The sequence below is a fragment of the Streptomyces sp. NPDC006134 genome (assembly GCF_040628835.1).
In the GTDB taxonomy this organism is placed as follows: domain Bacteria; phylum Actinomycetota; class Actinomycetes; order Streptomycetales; family Streptomycetaceae; genus Streptomyces.
Window position 1 is genome coordinate 1 of sequence record NZ_JBEXTV010000072.1, and the last position, 14778, is coordinate 14778.

14 protein-coding genes are annotated in these 14778 nt (G+C 70.1%); 4 read left to right on the top strand and 10 right to left on the bottom strand.

Annotated elements, in window-relative coordinates:
* Positions 1-157: 157 nt before the first annotated feature.
* Together ABZ340_RS32235 and ABZ340_RS32240 are read right to left on the bottom strand one after the other, a co-directional pair.
* Positions 158-832 carry a response regulator transcription factor gene (locus ABZ340_RS32235; RefSeq protein WP_358785422.1) on the bottom strand — a complete coding sequence of 225 codons (675 nt, stop codon included), beginning with the start codon at positions 830-832 and terminating at the stop codon, positions 158-160.
* Positions 829-2070 (bottom strand): histidine kinase, encoded by a 1242-nt coding sequence (locus ABZ340_RS32240; RefSeq protein WP_358785452.1) that lies wholly within the window; start codon positions 2068-2070, stop codon positions 829-831. Before ABZ340_RS32240 ends, ABZ340_RS32235 begins: the two co-directional genes overlap by 4 nt.
* A gap of 134 nt (positions 2071-2204) precedes the next feature.
* Here ABZ340_RS32240 and ABZ340_RS32245 point away from each other — a divergent pair, with 134 nt between their 5' ends.
* The gene (locus ABZ340_RS32245; protein WP_358785423.1) at positions 2205-2768 is read left to right on the top strand and encodes a GNAT family N-acetyltransferase; all 564 of its coding nucleotides are present in this window, start codon (positions 2205-2207) and stop codon (positions 2766-2768) included.
* 73 nt (positions 2769-2841) lie between these two features.
* On the opposite strand, the gene ABZ340_RS32250 is transcribed toward ABZ340_RS32245, so the two are convergent.
* The 8 genes from ABZ340_RS32250 to ABZ340_RS32285 form a co-directional block, all read right to left on the bottom strand.
* Complete coding sequence (locus ABZ340_RS32250; RefSeq protein WP_358785424.1) at positions 2842-4431, bottom strand: type IV secretory system conjugative DNA transfer family protein; 1590 nt, start codon at positions 4429-4431, stop codon at positions 2842-2844.
* Positions 4432-4453: 22 nt separating this feature from the next.
* A complete protein-coding gene (locus ABZ340_RS32255) occupies positions 4454-5866 on the bottom strand; it encodes an ATP-binding protein (RefSeq protein ID WP_358785425.1) in 1413 nt (470 codons plus the stop codon).
* A gap of 14 nt (positions 5867-5880) precedes the next feature.
* Positions 5881-7440: an SCO6880 family protein gene (locus ABZ340_RS32260; RefSeq protein WP_358785426.1), complete on the bottom strand. Its 1560-nt coding sequence runs from the start codon at positions 7438-7440 to the stop codon at positions 5881-5883.
* On the bottom strand, positions 7437-8774 hold the full coding sequence (locus tag ABZ340_RS32265; RefSeq protein ID WP_358785427.1) for a hypothetical protein: 1338 nt from the start codon (positions 8772-8774) through the stop codon (positions 7437-7439). The genes ABZ340_RS32260 and ABZ340_RS32265 overlap by 4 nt, the downstream gene beginning before the upstream one ends.
* On the bottom strand, positions 8764-9600 hold the full coding sequence (locus ABZ340_RS32270; RefSeq protein WP_358785428.1) for a hypothetical protein: 837 nt from the start codon (positions 9598-9600) through the stop codon (positions 8764-8766). Before ABZ340_RS32270 ends, ABZ340_RS32265 begins: the two co-directional genes overlap by 11 nt.
* A 203-nt stretch (positions 9601-9803) precedes the next feature.
* Positions 9804-10112 (bottom strand): hypothetical protein, encoded by a 309-nt coding sequence (locus ABZ340_RS32275; RefSeq protein WP_003991275.1) that lies wholly within the window; start codon positions 10110-10112, stop codon positions 9804-9806.
* A 275-nt stretch (positions 10113-10387) separates the two neighbouring features.
* Positions 10388-10744: a DUF397 domain-containing protein gene (locus ABZ340_RS32280; RefSeq protein WP_358785429.1), complete on the bottom strand. Its 357-nt coding sequence runs from the start codon at positions 10742-10744 to the stop codon at positions 10388-10390.
* Between the two features lie 14 nt (positions 10745-10758).
* Entirely contained in the window at positions 10759-11610 is an 852-nt protein-coding gene (locus ABZ340_RS32285; RefSeq protein WP_358785430.1) for a helix-turn-helix transcriptional regulator, read from the bottom strand.
* Positions 11611-11809: 199 nt separating this feature from the next.
* On the opposite strand from ABZ340_RS32285, the gene ABZ340_RS32290 reads away from it, so the two are divergent.
* The 3 genes from ABZ340_RS32290 (at position 11810) to ABZ340_RS32300 (ending at position 14764) form a co-directional block, all read left to right on the top strand.
* Positions 11810-12271 carry an ATP-binding protein gene (locus ABZ340_RS32290; RefSeq protein WP_358785431.1) on the top strand — a complete coding sequence of 154 codons (462 nt, stop codon included), beginning with the start codon at positions 11810-11812 and terminating at the stop codon, positions 12269-12271.
* A 928-nt stretch (positions 12272-13199) separates the two neighbouring features.
* Positions 13200-13517 (top strand): hypothetical protein, encoded by a 318-nt coding sequence (locus ABZ340_RS32295; RefSeq protein WP_358785432.1) that lies wholly within the window; start codon positions 13200-13202, stop codon positions 13515-13517.
* Positions 13517-14764, top strand: a complete 1248-nt coding sequence (locus ABZ340_RS32300) for a hypothetical protein (RefSeq protein ID WP_358785433.1) — start codon at positions 13517-13519, stop codon at positions 14762-14764. The genes ABZ340_RS32295 and ABZ340_RS32300 overlap by 1 nt, the downstream gene beginning before the upstream one ends.
* Positions 14765-14778 lie beyond the last annotated feature (14 nt).

Sequence of the window (14778 nt, forward strand, 5' to 3'; positions counted from 1 at the left end):
TGGTACTGCAGGGGGGACCCTGTGGGAGAGTAGGACGCCGCCGAACAATTATTCCGGGGAACCCCGCATCGTATGATGCGGGGTTTTCCGCATTTCTGGCTCTGTATTTCTGTCCTGGTTTTGCTTTCGGGGTTCCAGGAGAGTTCCAGGATGAGTTTCAGGAGGGCTTCACCAGTCTTGTGTCGTAGGCCAGGATGACCGCCTGGACGCGGTCCCGGGCGCCGGTCTTGGCGAGGATGCGGCCCACATGGGTCTTCACCGTCGATTCGGCGAGGTGGAGACGCTCGGCTATCTCGGTATTGGTCCAGCCCTGGCCGATGACCGTGAGGATCTCGCGTTCGCGGTCCGTGAGGGTGGCCAGGCGGGGATCCGGGGCCGAGGCTGAGGTGGCGTCGGTGGTCTCCGTCGGCAAGTGGTGGACGTAGGCGTCCAGGAGACGGCGGGTCAGGCTGGGGGCCACCACCGCGTCTCCCGAGGCCACCGCCCGGATCCCGGAGAGGAGTTCCTCCGGCTGGGCGTCCTTGACCAGGAAGCCGGAGGCGCCCGCCCGCAGGCCGGCGTAGGCGTACTCGTCCAGGTCGAAGGTGGTCAGGATCAGGATGCGGGTGCGGTCGCCGGTCGCGACGATGCGGCGGGTCGCCTCGATGCCGTCGAGGCCGGGCATGCGGACGTCCATGAGGACCACGTCGGGGTGGTGTTCCGCCGCCAAGCGGACGGCCTCGCTGCCGTTGCACGCCTCGGCGAGCACGGTCAGGTCGTCCTGGCTCTCCAGGAGCATGCGGAAGCCGAGACGCTGGAGGGCGTGGTCGTCGGCGATCAGGACCGTCGTCACTGCGGGGTTTCCTCCGGGAGATGAAGATGGACGCGCCAGCCCCGGTCGGGGTGCGGGCGAGGGCCGGCCTCAAGGGTGCCGCCGTACAGGGCGGTTCGCTCGCGCATGCCGGGCAGGCCGCGGCCGTCGGAGGCGGTGAGTGCCGGGCCGCCGCGGCCGGTGTCGGTGATGGTGACGGTGGCGGCGCCGTTCTCCCCGTACTCCAGGACGATCTCGGACGTGGCTTCGGGGCCCGCGTGCTTGAGGGTGTTGGTGAGGGCTTCCTGGACGACGCGGTACACGGTGAGCTGGCGGCCCGGGGGAAGGGACGCCCGGCCGTGGACGGTCGTGCGGACCGGCAGGCCGGCGTTGCGGACGCCGCTGACGAGGTGGTCGAGGTCCGCGAGGGTGGGCTGCGGGGCCAGTTCGGCTTTCTCCTTCTCCTCCTCGCGCAGCACGTCCAGCAGGCGGCGGAGTTCGCCGAGGGCCTGACGGCTGGTGGTGCCGATGGCGTCGAGGGCCTGCGCGGCGCGTTCGGGGGACTTGGCGGCGGCGTAGCGGCCGCCGTCCGCCAGGCCCGTGATGACGGAGAGGTTGTGGCCGATGATGTCGTGCATCTCGCGGGCGATGCGGGCGCGTTCGGCGGCGGCGGCGAGCTGGGCCTGCTGGTCGCGTTCGATCTCCAGGCGGCGGGCGCGGTCCTCCAGCGCTTCCGTGTGGGAGCGGCGGGTGCGGACGGTGATGCCGATGAGGGCCGCCACCGCGATGGACGTCAGCTGGGAGCCGACCTGCTGGTGCCAGGTGCCTTCGCCGTAGCGGGCCACTGTCACGAAGACGGGGGCGGTCAGCAGGGGGGCCACCCACCACAGGGTGCGCAGGGGCAGGCGCAGGGCGATGTGGTAGACGAGGACGAGCTGGAGGAGGGCGGCCTGGAGGGCGGCGCCCGACCAGGCGTTGACGAAGGCCGCGGGCGCCATGAGGAGGAGGGCGGCCCGGGGGTGGCTGCGCCGCCAGAGGAGGGGGACGGAGAGGCCGAGGCTCAGGGTGAGGAGGAGCGCGTCCGGCACGTCCAGGTCGTGGGCGAGGGTGCGCCAGCCGCCGCCGTAGTAGTCGATGAGGGCGGCCGTCACCCAGAAACCGGTGAAGTGGGCGTCCCACAGCAGCGGGTGGCGCCGGTCGAAGGCGCGGAGCCGCCGGGTGACGCGGTGGACGTACTCGGTGAGGGGCTCGGCCGTCCGTTCTTCCGTCACGGGCTCCATGGTGGCGTCTTCGTCGGTCGTGCGGAACGCGGTGCGCATGCGTCCGATGCTCGCGCGGACGGGCGCCGGTGGCATCGGGCCGCAGGGCGGAATATGGAGTGAGGGTGTCGTACCGCAGTACTACGGTGGCCCGCATGAGTGCCTCTGCTCCCCGTGACCGGGTGGTCCGCGCGATACGCGCCGACGAATGGGCCGCCGTGAAGGAGATGCGGCTGACGGCGTTGCGGGATCCCCTCGCGCACCTCGCCTTCCTGGAGACCTACGAGGGGGCCGTCGCCCGGCCGGAGTCCTACTGGCGGGAGCGGGCGGCGGGGGCCGCGGAGGGGGCGGCCGGGGCGCGGCAGGTCGTCGCCGAGGTGCCGGGCGGGCCGTGGGCGGGGACGCTGACGGTGCTGATGGAGGAGGCCGGGACGACGGACTGGGCGGGGTGTCCCGTCGAGCGGCGCCAGGGGCATGTCGTCGGTGTGTACGTGCGGCCCGAGTGGCGGGGGACGGGGCTGGTCGAGGAGCTGTTCGACGCCGGGGTCGCGTGGGCGTGGGGGCGCGGTGCGGAGCGGGTGCGGCTCTTCGTGCACGAGGACAACGGGCGGGCGCGGAGCTGCTACCGGAAGCTGGGGTTCGTGCCGAGCGGGGTGACCCTGCCGATGCAGGGGGCGCCGGGGGAGAACGAGCTGGAGCTCGTGCTGGTGCGGGAGTGAAGTCTGGTACGGGGTGATCTGGTCGTGGGGTGATCTGGCGGGAGGGGCCCGGGGGCGGATGGCCCCCGGGGCGTCAGACCGGGAGCTCGGCGTCCGGCCAGCGGGCGCGGCCCTGTTCGCGGGAGCGGAGCAGGGCCATGGTCGGCAGGCCCTGGTCCTGGCCGGTGGCCAGCAGCTCCGGAAGCTGGGCGAGGGGGGCCACGGCGGCGACGTCGTCCAGGACGAGCGTCAGTGGTGGGTCGAGCCGACCGGAGGATGACCGTGCGGCCATGCGCCGGCCGTGCTCGACCACGTGTGAGACCAGGGCGGTCAGCAGAGGCATCGCGCCCGGGTTCGTCCTGGGGTCCTCGATGGATTCACCTACCACGTAAAGGGTTCCCCCTTCGTGGAGGAAGGAATCCAGGGCGGCGGCATCGGTTCGGTGCGGAGTGCAGGACTCGCGGACGTTGACGGTGAAGAGGGCGGACAGGGCACGGGTCGTCAGCTGCTGCGCCATGTCCCGGCGTTCGGGGTGGGCGGTGAGGGCCGCTTCGAGCTCGCCCGCGGCGCCGGGTGCGGCCTTCGGATGCGTACGGAGGACGCGTACGGCGTCCTGGATCTGGGTGCCCTGGGACCAGCGGTGGACGTGGCGGACGGTGCGGCCGTCGACGGCGGCGGCGTGGAGGTAGCTGCGCAGGAGGATCTCCGCGGTGTCGCCGATCGCCTGGTCGAGGCGGGCGGTGGGACGGACCGGGGTGAGGAGTGCCGCGGCGCGTGCCGTGGCCGTCGGCCGGTCCTCGCAGCCCGCCGTGGGGGACCAGTGGAGGCGGGCCGGGGTGTCGCACAGGTGGGTGGGGTCGTAGAGGAGGGCCGGGCCGAGTTTGGCGCGGGCGTCCTTGGTGGCCTGCCACAGGGCGGGGTTGGAGGTGACGACGAGGGCGGGGCCCGCCGCGTCCAGGACGGCCTGCGCGGCGGTGGCCTGGCGGCTCTCCCTCGGACCCAGGAGGATTTTCTCCCATCGGGCCGGTTGGGCCGGTGGGGCCGGTGGGGCCGGTTGGGCTGGTGAGATCGGCTGGGCCGGCTGGGCTGGTGGGACCGGTTGCTCGTCGGCCGGGAAAGGAGCGGTGGGGAGTGGCGCCGGTGCGGCCGGGTGGGTGGTGGTGGCCGGGACGGTCCGCGGGGGCTCCGGGGCCGTCCTCGGGGTGGGGACCTCGTGGTGGGCCGGGGCCGGGGACGGGGACGGCGGGGTGTGGGCCGGGGCCGTCTGTGCCAGGGGTGCCTGTGCCGGGGCCGGTCCGAGGGCTCCCGTCGCCTTCTCCGTACGCCGTCGCTGCCGTACCGCGCGCCAGCGGGCCAGCGTTCCCATCACGAACACCGTCAGCACGAGCAGCACCATCAGTTGGCTGATGAACAGGCCCCAGAACAGGCCGTACCCGGAGAGCTGGGAGGCGGGGGCCTCGGGCCAGGCGCCGGGGATGTCGTGGGGCTGCGCGACGAGGTGGCGCATGGCCAGGGGGGTGCGGGCGAAGGTGACGCCGCTGGGCCACGAGCCGTGCGCGAACCAGCCGGCCAGGCCCGTCGCCGTCCACACCAGCAGGGTCATGCCGAGGAGGAAGGCGAGTATGCCGACGAGCAGTCCGTCGGGGATGCCGCCCTGCGCGCCGCGGTGGTCGTCCCGTCTCACGTCTGCGCTGCCTCCCCTGCCCCTACGCCACCGTCGATTCGGACGTGTCGCCGATGTGCTGCTCCATGAAGGCCGCCGCCCGCTCCTCCGCCTCCAGCTCGGCGGCGCGCAGGGCGTCGTCCGCGAGGTCGGCGGAGGACTCGGTCATCGCGCGGTCGGTGAAGACCAGGGGGCGTTCGGTCTCGGTGACCAGGTGTTTGACGACCTGGACGTTGCCGTTGACGTCCCACACCGCGATGCCGGGGGTGAGGGTGGGGATGATCTCCACCGCCCACCTCGGCAGGCCCAGGACGCGGCCGGTGGCCCGTGCCTCGTCCGCCTTCTGGGCGTAGATCGTCCGGGTCGACGCCATCTTCAGGATCGCCGCCGCCTCCTTGGCCGCCGCGCCGTCGACGACGTCGGAGAGGTGGTGGACGACGGCGACGAAGGACAGGCCGAGCCGGCGCCCGAACTTCAGCAGCCGCTGGAAGAGCTGGGCGACGAACGGGCTGTTGATGATGTGCCAGGCCTCCTCGACCAGGAAGATGCGCTTCTTCCGGTCGGGGCGGATCCAGGTGTGCTCCAGCCACACGCCGACGATCGCCATGAGGATCGGCATGGCGATGGAGTTGCGGTCGATGTGGGAGAGGTCGAAGACGATGAGCGGCGCGTCCAGGTCGATGCCGACCGTGGTCGGGCCGTCGAACATGCCGCGCAGGTCACCGTCGACGAGGCGGTCCAGGACCAGCGCCACGTCCAGGCCCCAGGCGCGTACGTCGTCTATGTCGACGTTCATCGACTCGGCGGACTCCGGCTCGGGGTGCCGTAGCTGCTCGACGATGTCGGAGAGGACGGGCTGGCGTTCGACGATGGTCTCGTTGACGTAGGCGTGGGCGACCTTGAGGGCGAAGCCGGAGCGCTCGTCGAGGCCGTGGCCCATCGCGACCTCGATGATGGTGCGCAGCAGGGCGAGCTGGCCCGTGGTCGTGATCGCCGGGTCGAGGGGGTTGAGGCGGATGCCGTGGTCCAGGGCGGCCATCGGGTCCAGCCGGATCGGCGTTATCCCCAGTTCCTGCGCGATGAGGTTCCACTCGCCGACGCCGTCCTCGCCCTGGGCGTCCAGGACGACGACCTGGCGGTCGCGGAAGCGGAGCTGGCGCAGGACGTACGTCTTCTCCAGCGCCGACTTGCCGTTGCCGGACTCGCCGAGGACCAGCCAGTGCGGGGCCGGGAGCTGCTGGCCGTAGAGCTGGAACGGGTCGTAGATGTAGCCCTTCCCGGAGTACACCTCGCGGCCGATGATGACGCCGGAGTCGCCGAGGCCGGGCGCGGCGGTCGGCAGGTAGACCGCCTGTGCCTGGCCCGTGGACGTGCGCACCGGGAGCCGGGTGGTCTCGACCTTGCCGAAGAGGAAGGACGTGAAGGCGTCGGTGATGACGGACAGCGGGTCCCGCATCAGGGCATCAACCCCTACCTTCGGATTCCGGTGGCGAACGGGAGGGTGTTCACGAAGGCGCGGTGGTGCTCGCGGTCGCACCACTCCAGCTTCAGGTACGACTTGCCGGCCGAGGCCCTTATCGTCCGCTTGTCGCGGGCCAGGGCCTCGGGGGAGCGGGAGGAGACGGTGATGTAGCCGACCAGGTTGACGCCGGCCGCGCCGCTGGCGAGGTCCTCGCCGCGCTGGTCGAGGCGGGAGTGGGCGGCGATGTCGCGGGGGTCGACGGTCCGGTTCATCTTGGCGGCGCGGGACGCCTCGGCCTCGTCGTTCGTCTTCTCGGTCAGCATGCGCTCGATGGCGACCTCGGTGGGTTCGAGGTCCATCGTGACGGCGACCGTGCGGATGACGTCCGGGGTGTGGACGAGGAGCGGCGCGAGGAAGTTCACGCCGACCGGGGTCATCGGCCACTCCTTCACCCAGGCGGTGGCGTGGCACCAGGGGGCGCGGGTGGAGGACTCGCGGGTCTTGGCCTGGAGGAAGGTGGGTTCGGTCGCGTCCAGCTCGGCCGGCCAGGCGTTGCGCTTGGTCATCGCCTGGATGTGGTCGATGGGGTGGTCCGGGTCGTACATGGAGTGGATGAGGGAGGCGAGCCGGCCCTGCCCGAGGGGCTGGCGGACGCGGATGTCGGCCTCCTGGAGGCGGGAGCAGATGTCCGTCAGCTCGCGCGCCATGACGACGGCCAGTCCCGCGTCGCGGTCGAGCTTGCGGCCGTTCTGCGGGCGGGCGGCGCGGGCCATGGCGTGCGCCTCGGCGGCCAGCTCGCGCGTGTAGTGCATGCAGGCGACGAGGTAGGCGCGGTGCTGCTCGCTGCTGGTGGACACCATCGACAGCAGCTGGTCGTACGACTGCTGGAGCCAGCCCGGTGCCCTCTCGTCGCCGCGGACGGCGACGTCCTTGGCGTGGGCGTCCGGGTCGGCGGGCAGGGTGCGGGCGAGCATCTGGATGCGGGTGACGAAGCCGTCGCCGTTGGCCACGTGCTTGAGCAGGGTGCCGAAGCGGTCGACCAGGGCCTCCTGGTCCTCGGAGTCGCGCAGGCCGACGCCGGGGCCCTCGATCTCGATGGCGGCCGTGACCGTCTTGCGGTCGGCGTGCAGGAGTACGGCGATCTCGTCGGGTCCGAAGGGGGCGGACAGCCAGGTGATGCGGCCGATGCCGGGCGGCGGGCCGACCTCGATCTCCCGCCCGTCGAGGCGGGTGCCGGCCTCCATGGCGCCGGAGCGGTAGGTGGCGCCCTGGCGCAGGATCCGTTTGTAGCTGCGGTTGATCTCGAACCACTTGTAGAACGTGCGGTGCTTGTACGGCACGTAGACCGCGGCCAGCGCGAGCAGCGGGAAGCCCATGAGCAGCACGATGCGCAGGGACAGCACGGGGACGAGCAGGCCGCACATCATGCCGAGGAACGCGCCCACGACGATCAGCGCGATCTCGCCGGTCTCGCGGTTGCGGCCGACGATCGCGTTCGGCCGGGCGCGGCCGATCAGATATGTCCGGCGGGGCGTGACCGGATGGGACACGTGGGACTCGGTCGTCAACGCCCTTCACCTCCCGTGCGGTTGGTACTGCTGTTGCGGGTGTTGCTGGCGTGAGGGGTGTTCACCGGGCTGCTCGAACGGGGCGCGGGTGCGGCGGAGGGGACAGGTCCGCCGCCGTTCGCGGTGCGTGCGCTGTGCGCGGCGACCCCGCCGGCGGCGGGGTTGGCGGGGCGGGGCGAGGACGACTGGGCGCCGCCCTGGCCGTTGTGGTCGGCGCGGGAGCTGTGGGTCTTGATGCCCTGCGCGACCAGGGACGCCGGGGAGCTGATCACGGCCGCGGCCTTGCCCTCGGCGCCCTGCATGAGACGGTTGTTGCGGGAGCCGGCGATCTCGTCGCCGAAGCCCGGGACGAAGCGGTAGATCATCGCCGAGGCGAAGATGGCGAGCAGGATGATCGCCAGCCCGGAGACGACGGCGGAGAACGCGCCGGGTCCGTCGTCGGCGGAGAGCGCGCCGGCCAGGCCCAGGACGATGACGATGACGGGCTTGACCAGGATCACGGCGATCATGATGCCCGCCCAGCGGCGGACGTGTCCCCACAGGTTCTTGTCGACGAGCCCCGCGTAGACGACGGTGCCGAGCAGGGCGCCGACGTAGAGCAGGGCGGCGCGGATGACCAGCTCCAGCCAGAGCACGCCGGCGGCGAGGATGGAGACGAGGGAGACGACGATCAGCATGATCGGGCCGCCGCCGATGTCCTCGCCCTTGTCGAGGGCCTCCGAGAACGTGCCGAAGAAGGCGTCCGTCTGATCGCCGGTCGCCTTCGCCAGGACGTCCGTGATCCCGTCGGTCGCCGAGACGACCGTGTAGAGGATCAGCGGCGTGAAGGCGGAGGCCAGGACGGTGAGCCAGAGGAAGCCGATGGCCTCCGACAGGGCCGTGGACAGCGGGACGCCGCGGACGGCCCGCTTGGCGACGGCCAGCAGCCACAGGAGGAGGGTGAGGACCGTCGACGCGGCGAAGACGACGGCGTACTGCTGGAGGAACTTCGGGTTGGTGAAGTCGACGTTGGCGGTCTCCTGCACGGCGTCGCTGAGCTTGTCGACGGTCCAGGAGGCGGCGTCGGCGCAGCCCTTGGCGAGGGAGGAGAGGGGGTCGAGGGTGGAGGTGGGGTCGTTGAGGAGGGAGTTGCCGTCGCGGGGGCTGGGGCCGTCGGAGGGGGTGTCGCTTTCGCAGTATTCCTTGGCGGGGCCGCGGATGAGGTCGCAAGGATCGTTGCTGTCCGTCGGTTGGGGGGTGGGGGCCGCGAAGGCACGCGTGGCCAACACCATCGTGACGGTTTGGACGGTGGCAACGGCAGCCGTGAGCTTGAGGAAGCGGTGGCTAGCGCGCATAGGTGAACCCTCCGTACTCCTCGACGGCCTTCGTCATGTCGTCGGCGGTGGAGGCCCTCTGGTCGCGGCCGACCGGCACCGGTCCGTCCTTCTGCTGGAAGTCGGTGACCTTCCAGTCGTTGTCGACCCACTTCAGCTGATACGTGGTGGTGTACCAACTCTCGGTCACCGGGTTGGTCGAGTTCTCCCCGGACAGACCGAAGAGAGACGTGTACCAGACCTCGACGGTGGCGCTGTCGGCGCTGGATGCCGTGACTTTGGTGCCCACGGGAACGACACGGGAGACGAAGGTCTGACCGGCCGGTGCTCTGCCGTTCTTGTCGAGACCGATATTGGTCAAGAAACCCTCGCTCGAGTACGCCTTGTCCAGGTCCGTCAGCCGGGCGGCAGCGACATCCGGGGCATAGACGGTGCTGACGATCTCGTGCCGTCTTGCTTTGTCGAACATGTCGGCCGAGCCCAGCGCGACGGAGTAGTTGGCCGCCGCGCTCTGCGCACCCTGCTCGTCATGGGCGTACCCGGTCGGAATCCCGCCCGCCACAGCCTTCACCGGCCGCTCCCCGGACGGTGCCGTCGCCGACGTCTCCGGCTTGTCGGTGGTTCCGGTCGCCTCCGGTGAATCGTCTCCTCCACGGTTCGCGAAGGCGATCGCGGCGATCAGGAGGACCACCACGCCGACCACCGTGACCAGGCTCCGCGACGACGACGTACGGCCGCCGCGGCGCGCGCCGCCGTACACGTCGCCGCCTCCTTCGGGCAGGCGTGTGCGCGTCTGGCCCGTGCCGCCGTAACCGCCGGAGGCCTGGTGCTCGTCCCCGAGACTCATGCCGTGTACGCCCCCTCGATGTCGTGCGGACACACCTCGTACCGAATGCCGTAGCAGTACGACGGTAGCCGTGCTGGTTCCCGCGCGGGCGCGGTGTGGTGACTCGACATCAGGGAAACGCAACCTCAGCCGGTGGGCACGACGGGCGGGTGGGTGGGGAGGGACCGGGCGTGCCCGGAGGGACTGATGGACTGCGGACCCGTCTACACGGCCATGCCGTACACGATGGTGAAGAGCGTGCCGAGCGATCCGATGATGAAGACGCCCGTCAGGCCCGCGATGATGAGTCCCTTGCCCTGCTCGGCGCTGAACGTGTCGCGGAGCGCGGTGGCGCCGATGCGCTGCTTGGCGGCGCCCCAGATGGCGATGCCCAGGCAGAGGAGGATGGCGACCGCCATGACCACCTCGATCATCACCTTGGCCTCGTTGCCCAGGCTGCCGAAGGGGCCCCAGTCCGGAGCGATCCCGCCGATGATGGTGTTGATATCTCCCTTATCGGCCGCAAAGAGCATGTAAGTCACCGCCCCTGTTGGGTAGTTCCGCATCCCCTGCGGTCGTGCAGAGGTCAGACCTCATTCTCGCCGACATTGTCGCTGCCGTATGTCGACTTGGCGTCATTGATTGGCAGGTTTCGTGCGAACACCTTGCCGCCGGTCCGCATCCACCCCTCAGGGTGGTGTGGTCCGGCGACCAAAGGGGCGCATGGTTACTCTGTGTATCACGGAAGGTTACTCCAGGCAATGAGATCTGGGCGGAACCTGTCACGTGGTTTCGTCGTTAGGCCCTTCTACGACCCCGCGAAGTGGTCGAACTCACCCGCCCGTACGCCGCGCACGAAGGTGTCCCACTTCTGACGGTCCGTCGTGACCACGGTGTCCGGGGCGCCGGCCGCGTGGACGCGGACGGGGGCGTCGGCGTCACCCTCATGGGGGAAGGAGACACGAAGGTCCGTCGCCCGGGCCGCTCGGGGGTCCGCCTTCAGCGCCGCGAGCAGATCACCGAAGGCGGCCGGGGTGGCCGTGAGTATGGAGCCGGTGGGGTCGCTGCTCTCGGTGAGATGGACGCCGTTGCCGGTGGCGGCGACGTGGACGCAGGATTCGCCTTCGCCGCAGTACGAGGACTTCTGCCAGTGAACGGGGAGCATGGCTTCACTGCCTCTCAGATGGACTGGATGACGCGGTGGATGAGGGCCCGGGACTCGAGCTCGATCAGGCTGAGGGCCATGAGGCGGTCGAGGATCTTGCGGTACTTGTCGAGCTGGGCCTCGGCGTGCAGCAGGACGATGCCGTGGGACTGGTCGAGCTGGACGGTGTCGAGCGGCGGTACGGGGCCGTGCACGTAGTAGATGGGCTGCCCCGCTCCGGGATAGCCGCCCGCGTCGAAGGGGACGACGTGGATCGAGATGTTCGGGTGCTCGCTCATCTTGAGCAGGTGCTTGAGCTGCCGCCTGGCCACGTCGCGCCCGCCGAACTTCATGTGCAGGGCCGCTTCGTGAATGATCGCCCGGTACGGGGCCGGGTTCTTGCGGAAGAGCACGGCCTGGCGCTTGATGCGGAACGAGGTCCGGTGTTCCACCTCGGGGGGTGACAGTTCGGGAACGACCTGGCGGAACACCTCCCGGGCGTGGTCGAGCGTCTGGAGGAGGCCGGGGATTCCGGAAGTGTGAGCGGTTCGCAGCGCGGTGCCGTGGTGTTCCAGCTCCGCCAGATCCAGCAGGCCCGGCGGCAGGATGTCCCGGTACTCCTCCCACCAGCCGCGTCGGCGCTCACCGGTCATTCCTGCGAGTGCCTCGACAAGGTCCTTGTCGGGGCACTCGTACTGGGATGCCATGGCCCGCACGCGGTCGGCGCTCACCGGCAGGCGCCCCGTCTCCATGTTGCTGATCTGGGCTTGCTTGATACCGAGGAGCCGTGAGGCTTCCGTCGAGGTCAGGCCGGCGCGTTCGCGCAGCTTGCGCAGTTCGGCGCCGAAGCGGAGCTGCCGCGCCGTGGGGTTGGTTCTCACGGGCATGCCCGTCGCTCCTCCGTACCGCTTGTCACCCACACAGGTGGAAGAAGTAGTTATAGCCCTCATTGGGATAAATAAATTATTCCCTGCTGCTAGTTTGATCCCGGGGCCCCCGCCCAGAAGCGCACCGGTCGACGGACCGGCAGGCCACTGGGCTCTCGCATGCAGGATCTCCAACTTTCCGCAGTGACAGGAGACTTCCATGGCCACCGTAAACCCGTCCTGGGGCTACACCCTCCACCTCCCGCACGATCCACGCGCACCGGGGATCGCCCGCGCGACCCTCCGCGCCGCCCTCGCCGCTCATGGCCTCGCGGGGCTCACGCCGACCGCGGAGCTGGTGGCCGCCGAGCTTCTCGCCAACGCTCATCTGCACACCGCCGGTCCCTACTCCCTGCGCCTCCTGTCGCGGGGGCCGGGGCGGCTGCGGGTGGGGGTGTGGGACACCGACCCGCGGGTGCCGCCCGGCTTCCGCGGGGGCCGGGGGGAGGCGGCCGGTCCGGCCGGTGCCCCCGTTCCCCCGGACGACGGCGAGAGCGGCCGGGGGCTGCACCTGGTGCGGGCCTGTGCGGACGCCGTCGGCGTCTCGGTGCTGCGGGAGCTCGGCGCGTCGAAGGGCGGGAAGCTGCTGTGGGCCGAGTGTCAGTGGGATGGCCTAGCGTGATGGTGAGCGCTCGGAGGGTGAGGGAGGGGGTGACGGGCAAGGTTGGGCGACGGCTCAGGAAGGCTCCCGGTCTGTGCGCAGAGCGCGACGCACAGGCCGGACAGTACGGTGGATTCGACGCCGAGCGGGATGCCGGACCTCCCAGCGAACCCGCTCGTGTGGACGGAGGCACTGGCGAGGCGGCGGGAAGGAATCGGGCGGCTATGGCTGCGGCACCGGAAGCACGGCATCCTCTGCGTCCGCGTCCCGAGGCGCTGCGCGCGGTCGCCGAGAGGATCTCGAGGAATCGACGGGTCTGCGGGCGCTGTTCGGTGTCCGGTCCGTTCCACTGCCACGCCCCTGGTCGGCCTTGTGAAGGGGCGCGTTGAGCGGGGGACTGCCTTGCCGGCATCAGGCTGTTGTGTCCGAACCCGCCGTGTCCAGGGCCGGTGTCTCCGCTCCGGCGGTCTCTCGTCTGATCGATGGCCTCGCGTCCTCGGGTGAGGAGGCATCGATCGCGCTCCGCACCGCGCGGACCGAAGGCCGTCGCCAGGTCCGGGAATCGGCCCGCCACCGAGCTCCCGACACCGACGGCAAGTGATCATGGATCTGGGTGGAGAACTGGCCATCTTGCACTCGGACAAACAGGACGCTGCCCTGGCCCGGAAGAAGATCTCCGGCCACCACCCGCTCGGGGATTCGTCGGCCATGGCCCGGAAGGAACCGGTGAACCCCTCGCCGCTCTCCTCGGACTCGGTAATACGTGCTCGAGCGCCGTCGGCCGCCCCATCGCCAAACTCGAGTTCCCCACCGGCTGCGGGCGCGGGCGAGGGCGAGGGCCACATCCGGGCCGTCCGAGCAAGGGAGCTTGCGAGCGTCACATGGCGCTGAGACAGCGTCGGCCAGTTGACGCCGAACTGGGAGGGGCAGCGTGGGCGAGGGCGAGACCATGGACATATCGACGGACGGCCTGAAGTCGGCCGCACCGATCTTCCATCGTGAGAGCGAGGCTCTGCGTAAGGCGGCCCACGCGCTGAGCACGACACTGGACGGCCTGGGTGCCCCGTGGGGCGGGGACGAACAGGGCAAGGAGTTCGAGAACGCCTACGCGCCGAACCGCGAGAAGGTCGAGAAGGCCGTCGCCATCCTCGTGGAGGGACTGGCCGGCATCGGTGACGCGATGAAGGGCATGGCCGATGGCCACATCGACAACGAGCGCCTGATCGAGGGCATGTTCACTCAGGCGGGTCGCAAGGGCGACCGCTGATGGGTGCGTTCGAAGAGGCGAAGGAGTACCTCGTCGAAGCGTTGGGCATGTGGTGGCCGGACGCCGACGAGGACAGGCTGCGGGAGGCCGCCGGGGTCTGGCGGACTTTCGCCGACGCCGTCCACGATGTCACCGGTGCCACCCACATGGCGGCCCGGGACGTCATCGAGAACAGCAAGGGTGACTCGATCGAAGCCTTCGACGAGTTCTGGCGCCGCTACCGCCACGGCAACAAGGGCTGGCTGAAGGATCTGGAGGACTCGGCCCGCGCCATGGCCAAGGCGCTGGACGACTACGCCGACGACATCCGGAACGTCAAGAACCAGATCGACACCCAGCTCGAGATCGCTGCCGCAGTCATCGTCGCCGGCCTCGGCCTGGCACTTGTCACCGGTGGTCTCGCCGCCGGCGCCGGTGCGACGGCTGCCGCCACCATCGTGGACCTCGCGGCTTCCTTGGGCGTCTCCGTCTCCGCCGGTGTGGCCCGCCTCGCCGCCACGACCCTGGTCGGTGTCTGTTTCGGCGGCATCGAATCCATCACCGTCGATCTGGCCGTCGCCCAGCCGCTGCGCATCAAGCACGGTCTCCAGGACGGGTACAGCATCGAACAGGCCCAGGAGGCCGGAGCCACCGGCGCCCTCTTCGGCGGCGTTTTCGGAGCCGGGGCAGGGGCCTACCAGGGCATCAAGGACGCCGGCGGCATCAAGACCGCTCTCAACGGCATCAACCTCAACGTCCGTGGCCCCGTCCTGGCGACACCGAACGGCGGCATACCCGTCGGATCTGCCGGCCGGCCGCTCCTGTACCCGAATGCCTCCGGACTCGACGAGCACTGGCTGTTCGCCTGGAGTGACATACCTGCCGAGCAACGAGCGAAGATATACGCTGGGAACAGATTTAATAATGAAAATTACCCGCGCTACCCGGCCAACGAGGTTCATCTGGCGAATGGGAAGAGGCTCGACTCGTACGTGCCGGGCAAGGAGATCGTGTCCCGAAAGTACACTCAACTGGCGGAAGTCGAACTGAAGACAGCGCGTGGCTACCTCGACGAGATGCTGAGCAAGTATGCGCCGGACACTGTCATCCGGAGCAATAAATACCCAGGGCTAGATGGAGAGCCGCTCACAGGCGACATGATCCTTGAGGTGCCCGTGCAGAACCGTGCGATTCCGGATGAGATCATCGAATATGCACAGGAGCTGAACATTATGATTCGCGACAGCGCGGGCCACATCTACACGTAGCGAAGGGTTGCGGT

Excerpts from the sequence above, each read along its gene's own strand:
- ABZ340_RS32240 (WP_358785452.1), bottom strand. The coding sequence starts at position 2,070 with ATGGAGCCCGTGACGGAAGAACGGACGGCCGAGCCCCTCACCGAGTAC.
- ABZ340_RS32245 (WP_358785423.1), top strand. The coding sequence starts at position 2,205 with ATGAGTGCCTCTGCTCCCCGTGACCGGGTGGTCCGCGCGATACGCGCC.
- ABZ340_RS32255 (WP_358785425.1), bottom strand. The coding sequence starts at position 5,866 with ATGCGGGACCCGCTGTCCGTCATCACCGACGCCTTCACGTCCTTCCTC.
- ABZ340_RS32265 (WP_358785427.1), bottom strand. The coding sequence starts at position 8,774 with ATGCGCGCTAGCCACCGCTTCCTCAAGCTCACGGCTGCCGTTGCCACC.
- ABZ340_RS32270 (WP_358785428.1), bottom strand. The coding sequence starts at position 9,600 with ATGAGTCTCGGGGACGAGCACCAGGCCTCCGGCGGTTACGGCGGCACG.
- ABZ340_RS32275 (WP_003991275.1), bottom strand. The coding sequence starts at position 10,112 with ATGCTCTTTGCGGCCGATAAGGGAGATATCAACACCATCATCGGCGGG.
- ABZ340_RS32280 (WP_358785429.1), bottom strand. The coding sequence starts at position 10,744 with ATGCTCCCCGTTCACTGGCAGAAGTCCTCGTACTGCGGCGAAGGCGAA.
- ABZ340_RS32285 (WP_358785430.1), bottom strand. The coding sequence starts at position 11,610 with ATGCCCGTGAGAACCAACCCCACGGCGCGGCAGCTCCGCTTCGGCGCC.
- ABZ340_RS32290 (WP_358785431.1), top strand. The coding sequence starts at position 11,810 with ATGGCCACCGTAAACCCGTCCTGGGGCTACACCCTCCACCTCCCGCAC.
- ABZ340_RS32295 (WP_358785432.1), top strand. The coding sequence starts at position 13,200 with ATGGACATATCGACGGACGGCCTGAAGTCGGCCGCACCGATCTTCCAT.
- ABZ340_RS32300 (WP_358785433.1), top strand. The coding sequence starts at position 13,517 with ATGGGTGCGTTCGAAGAGGCGAAGGAGTACCTCGTCGAAGCGTTGGGC.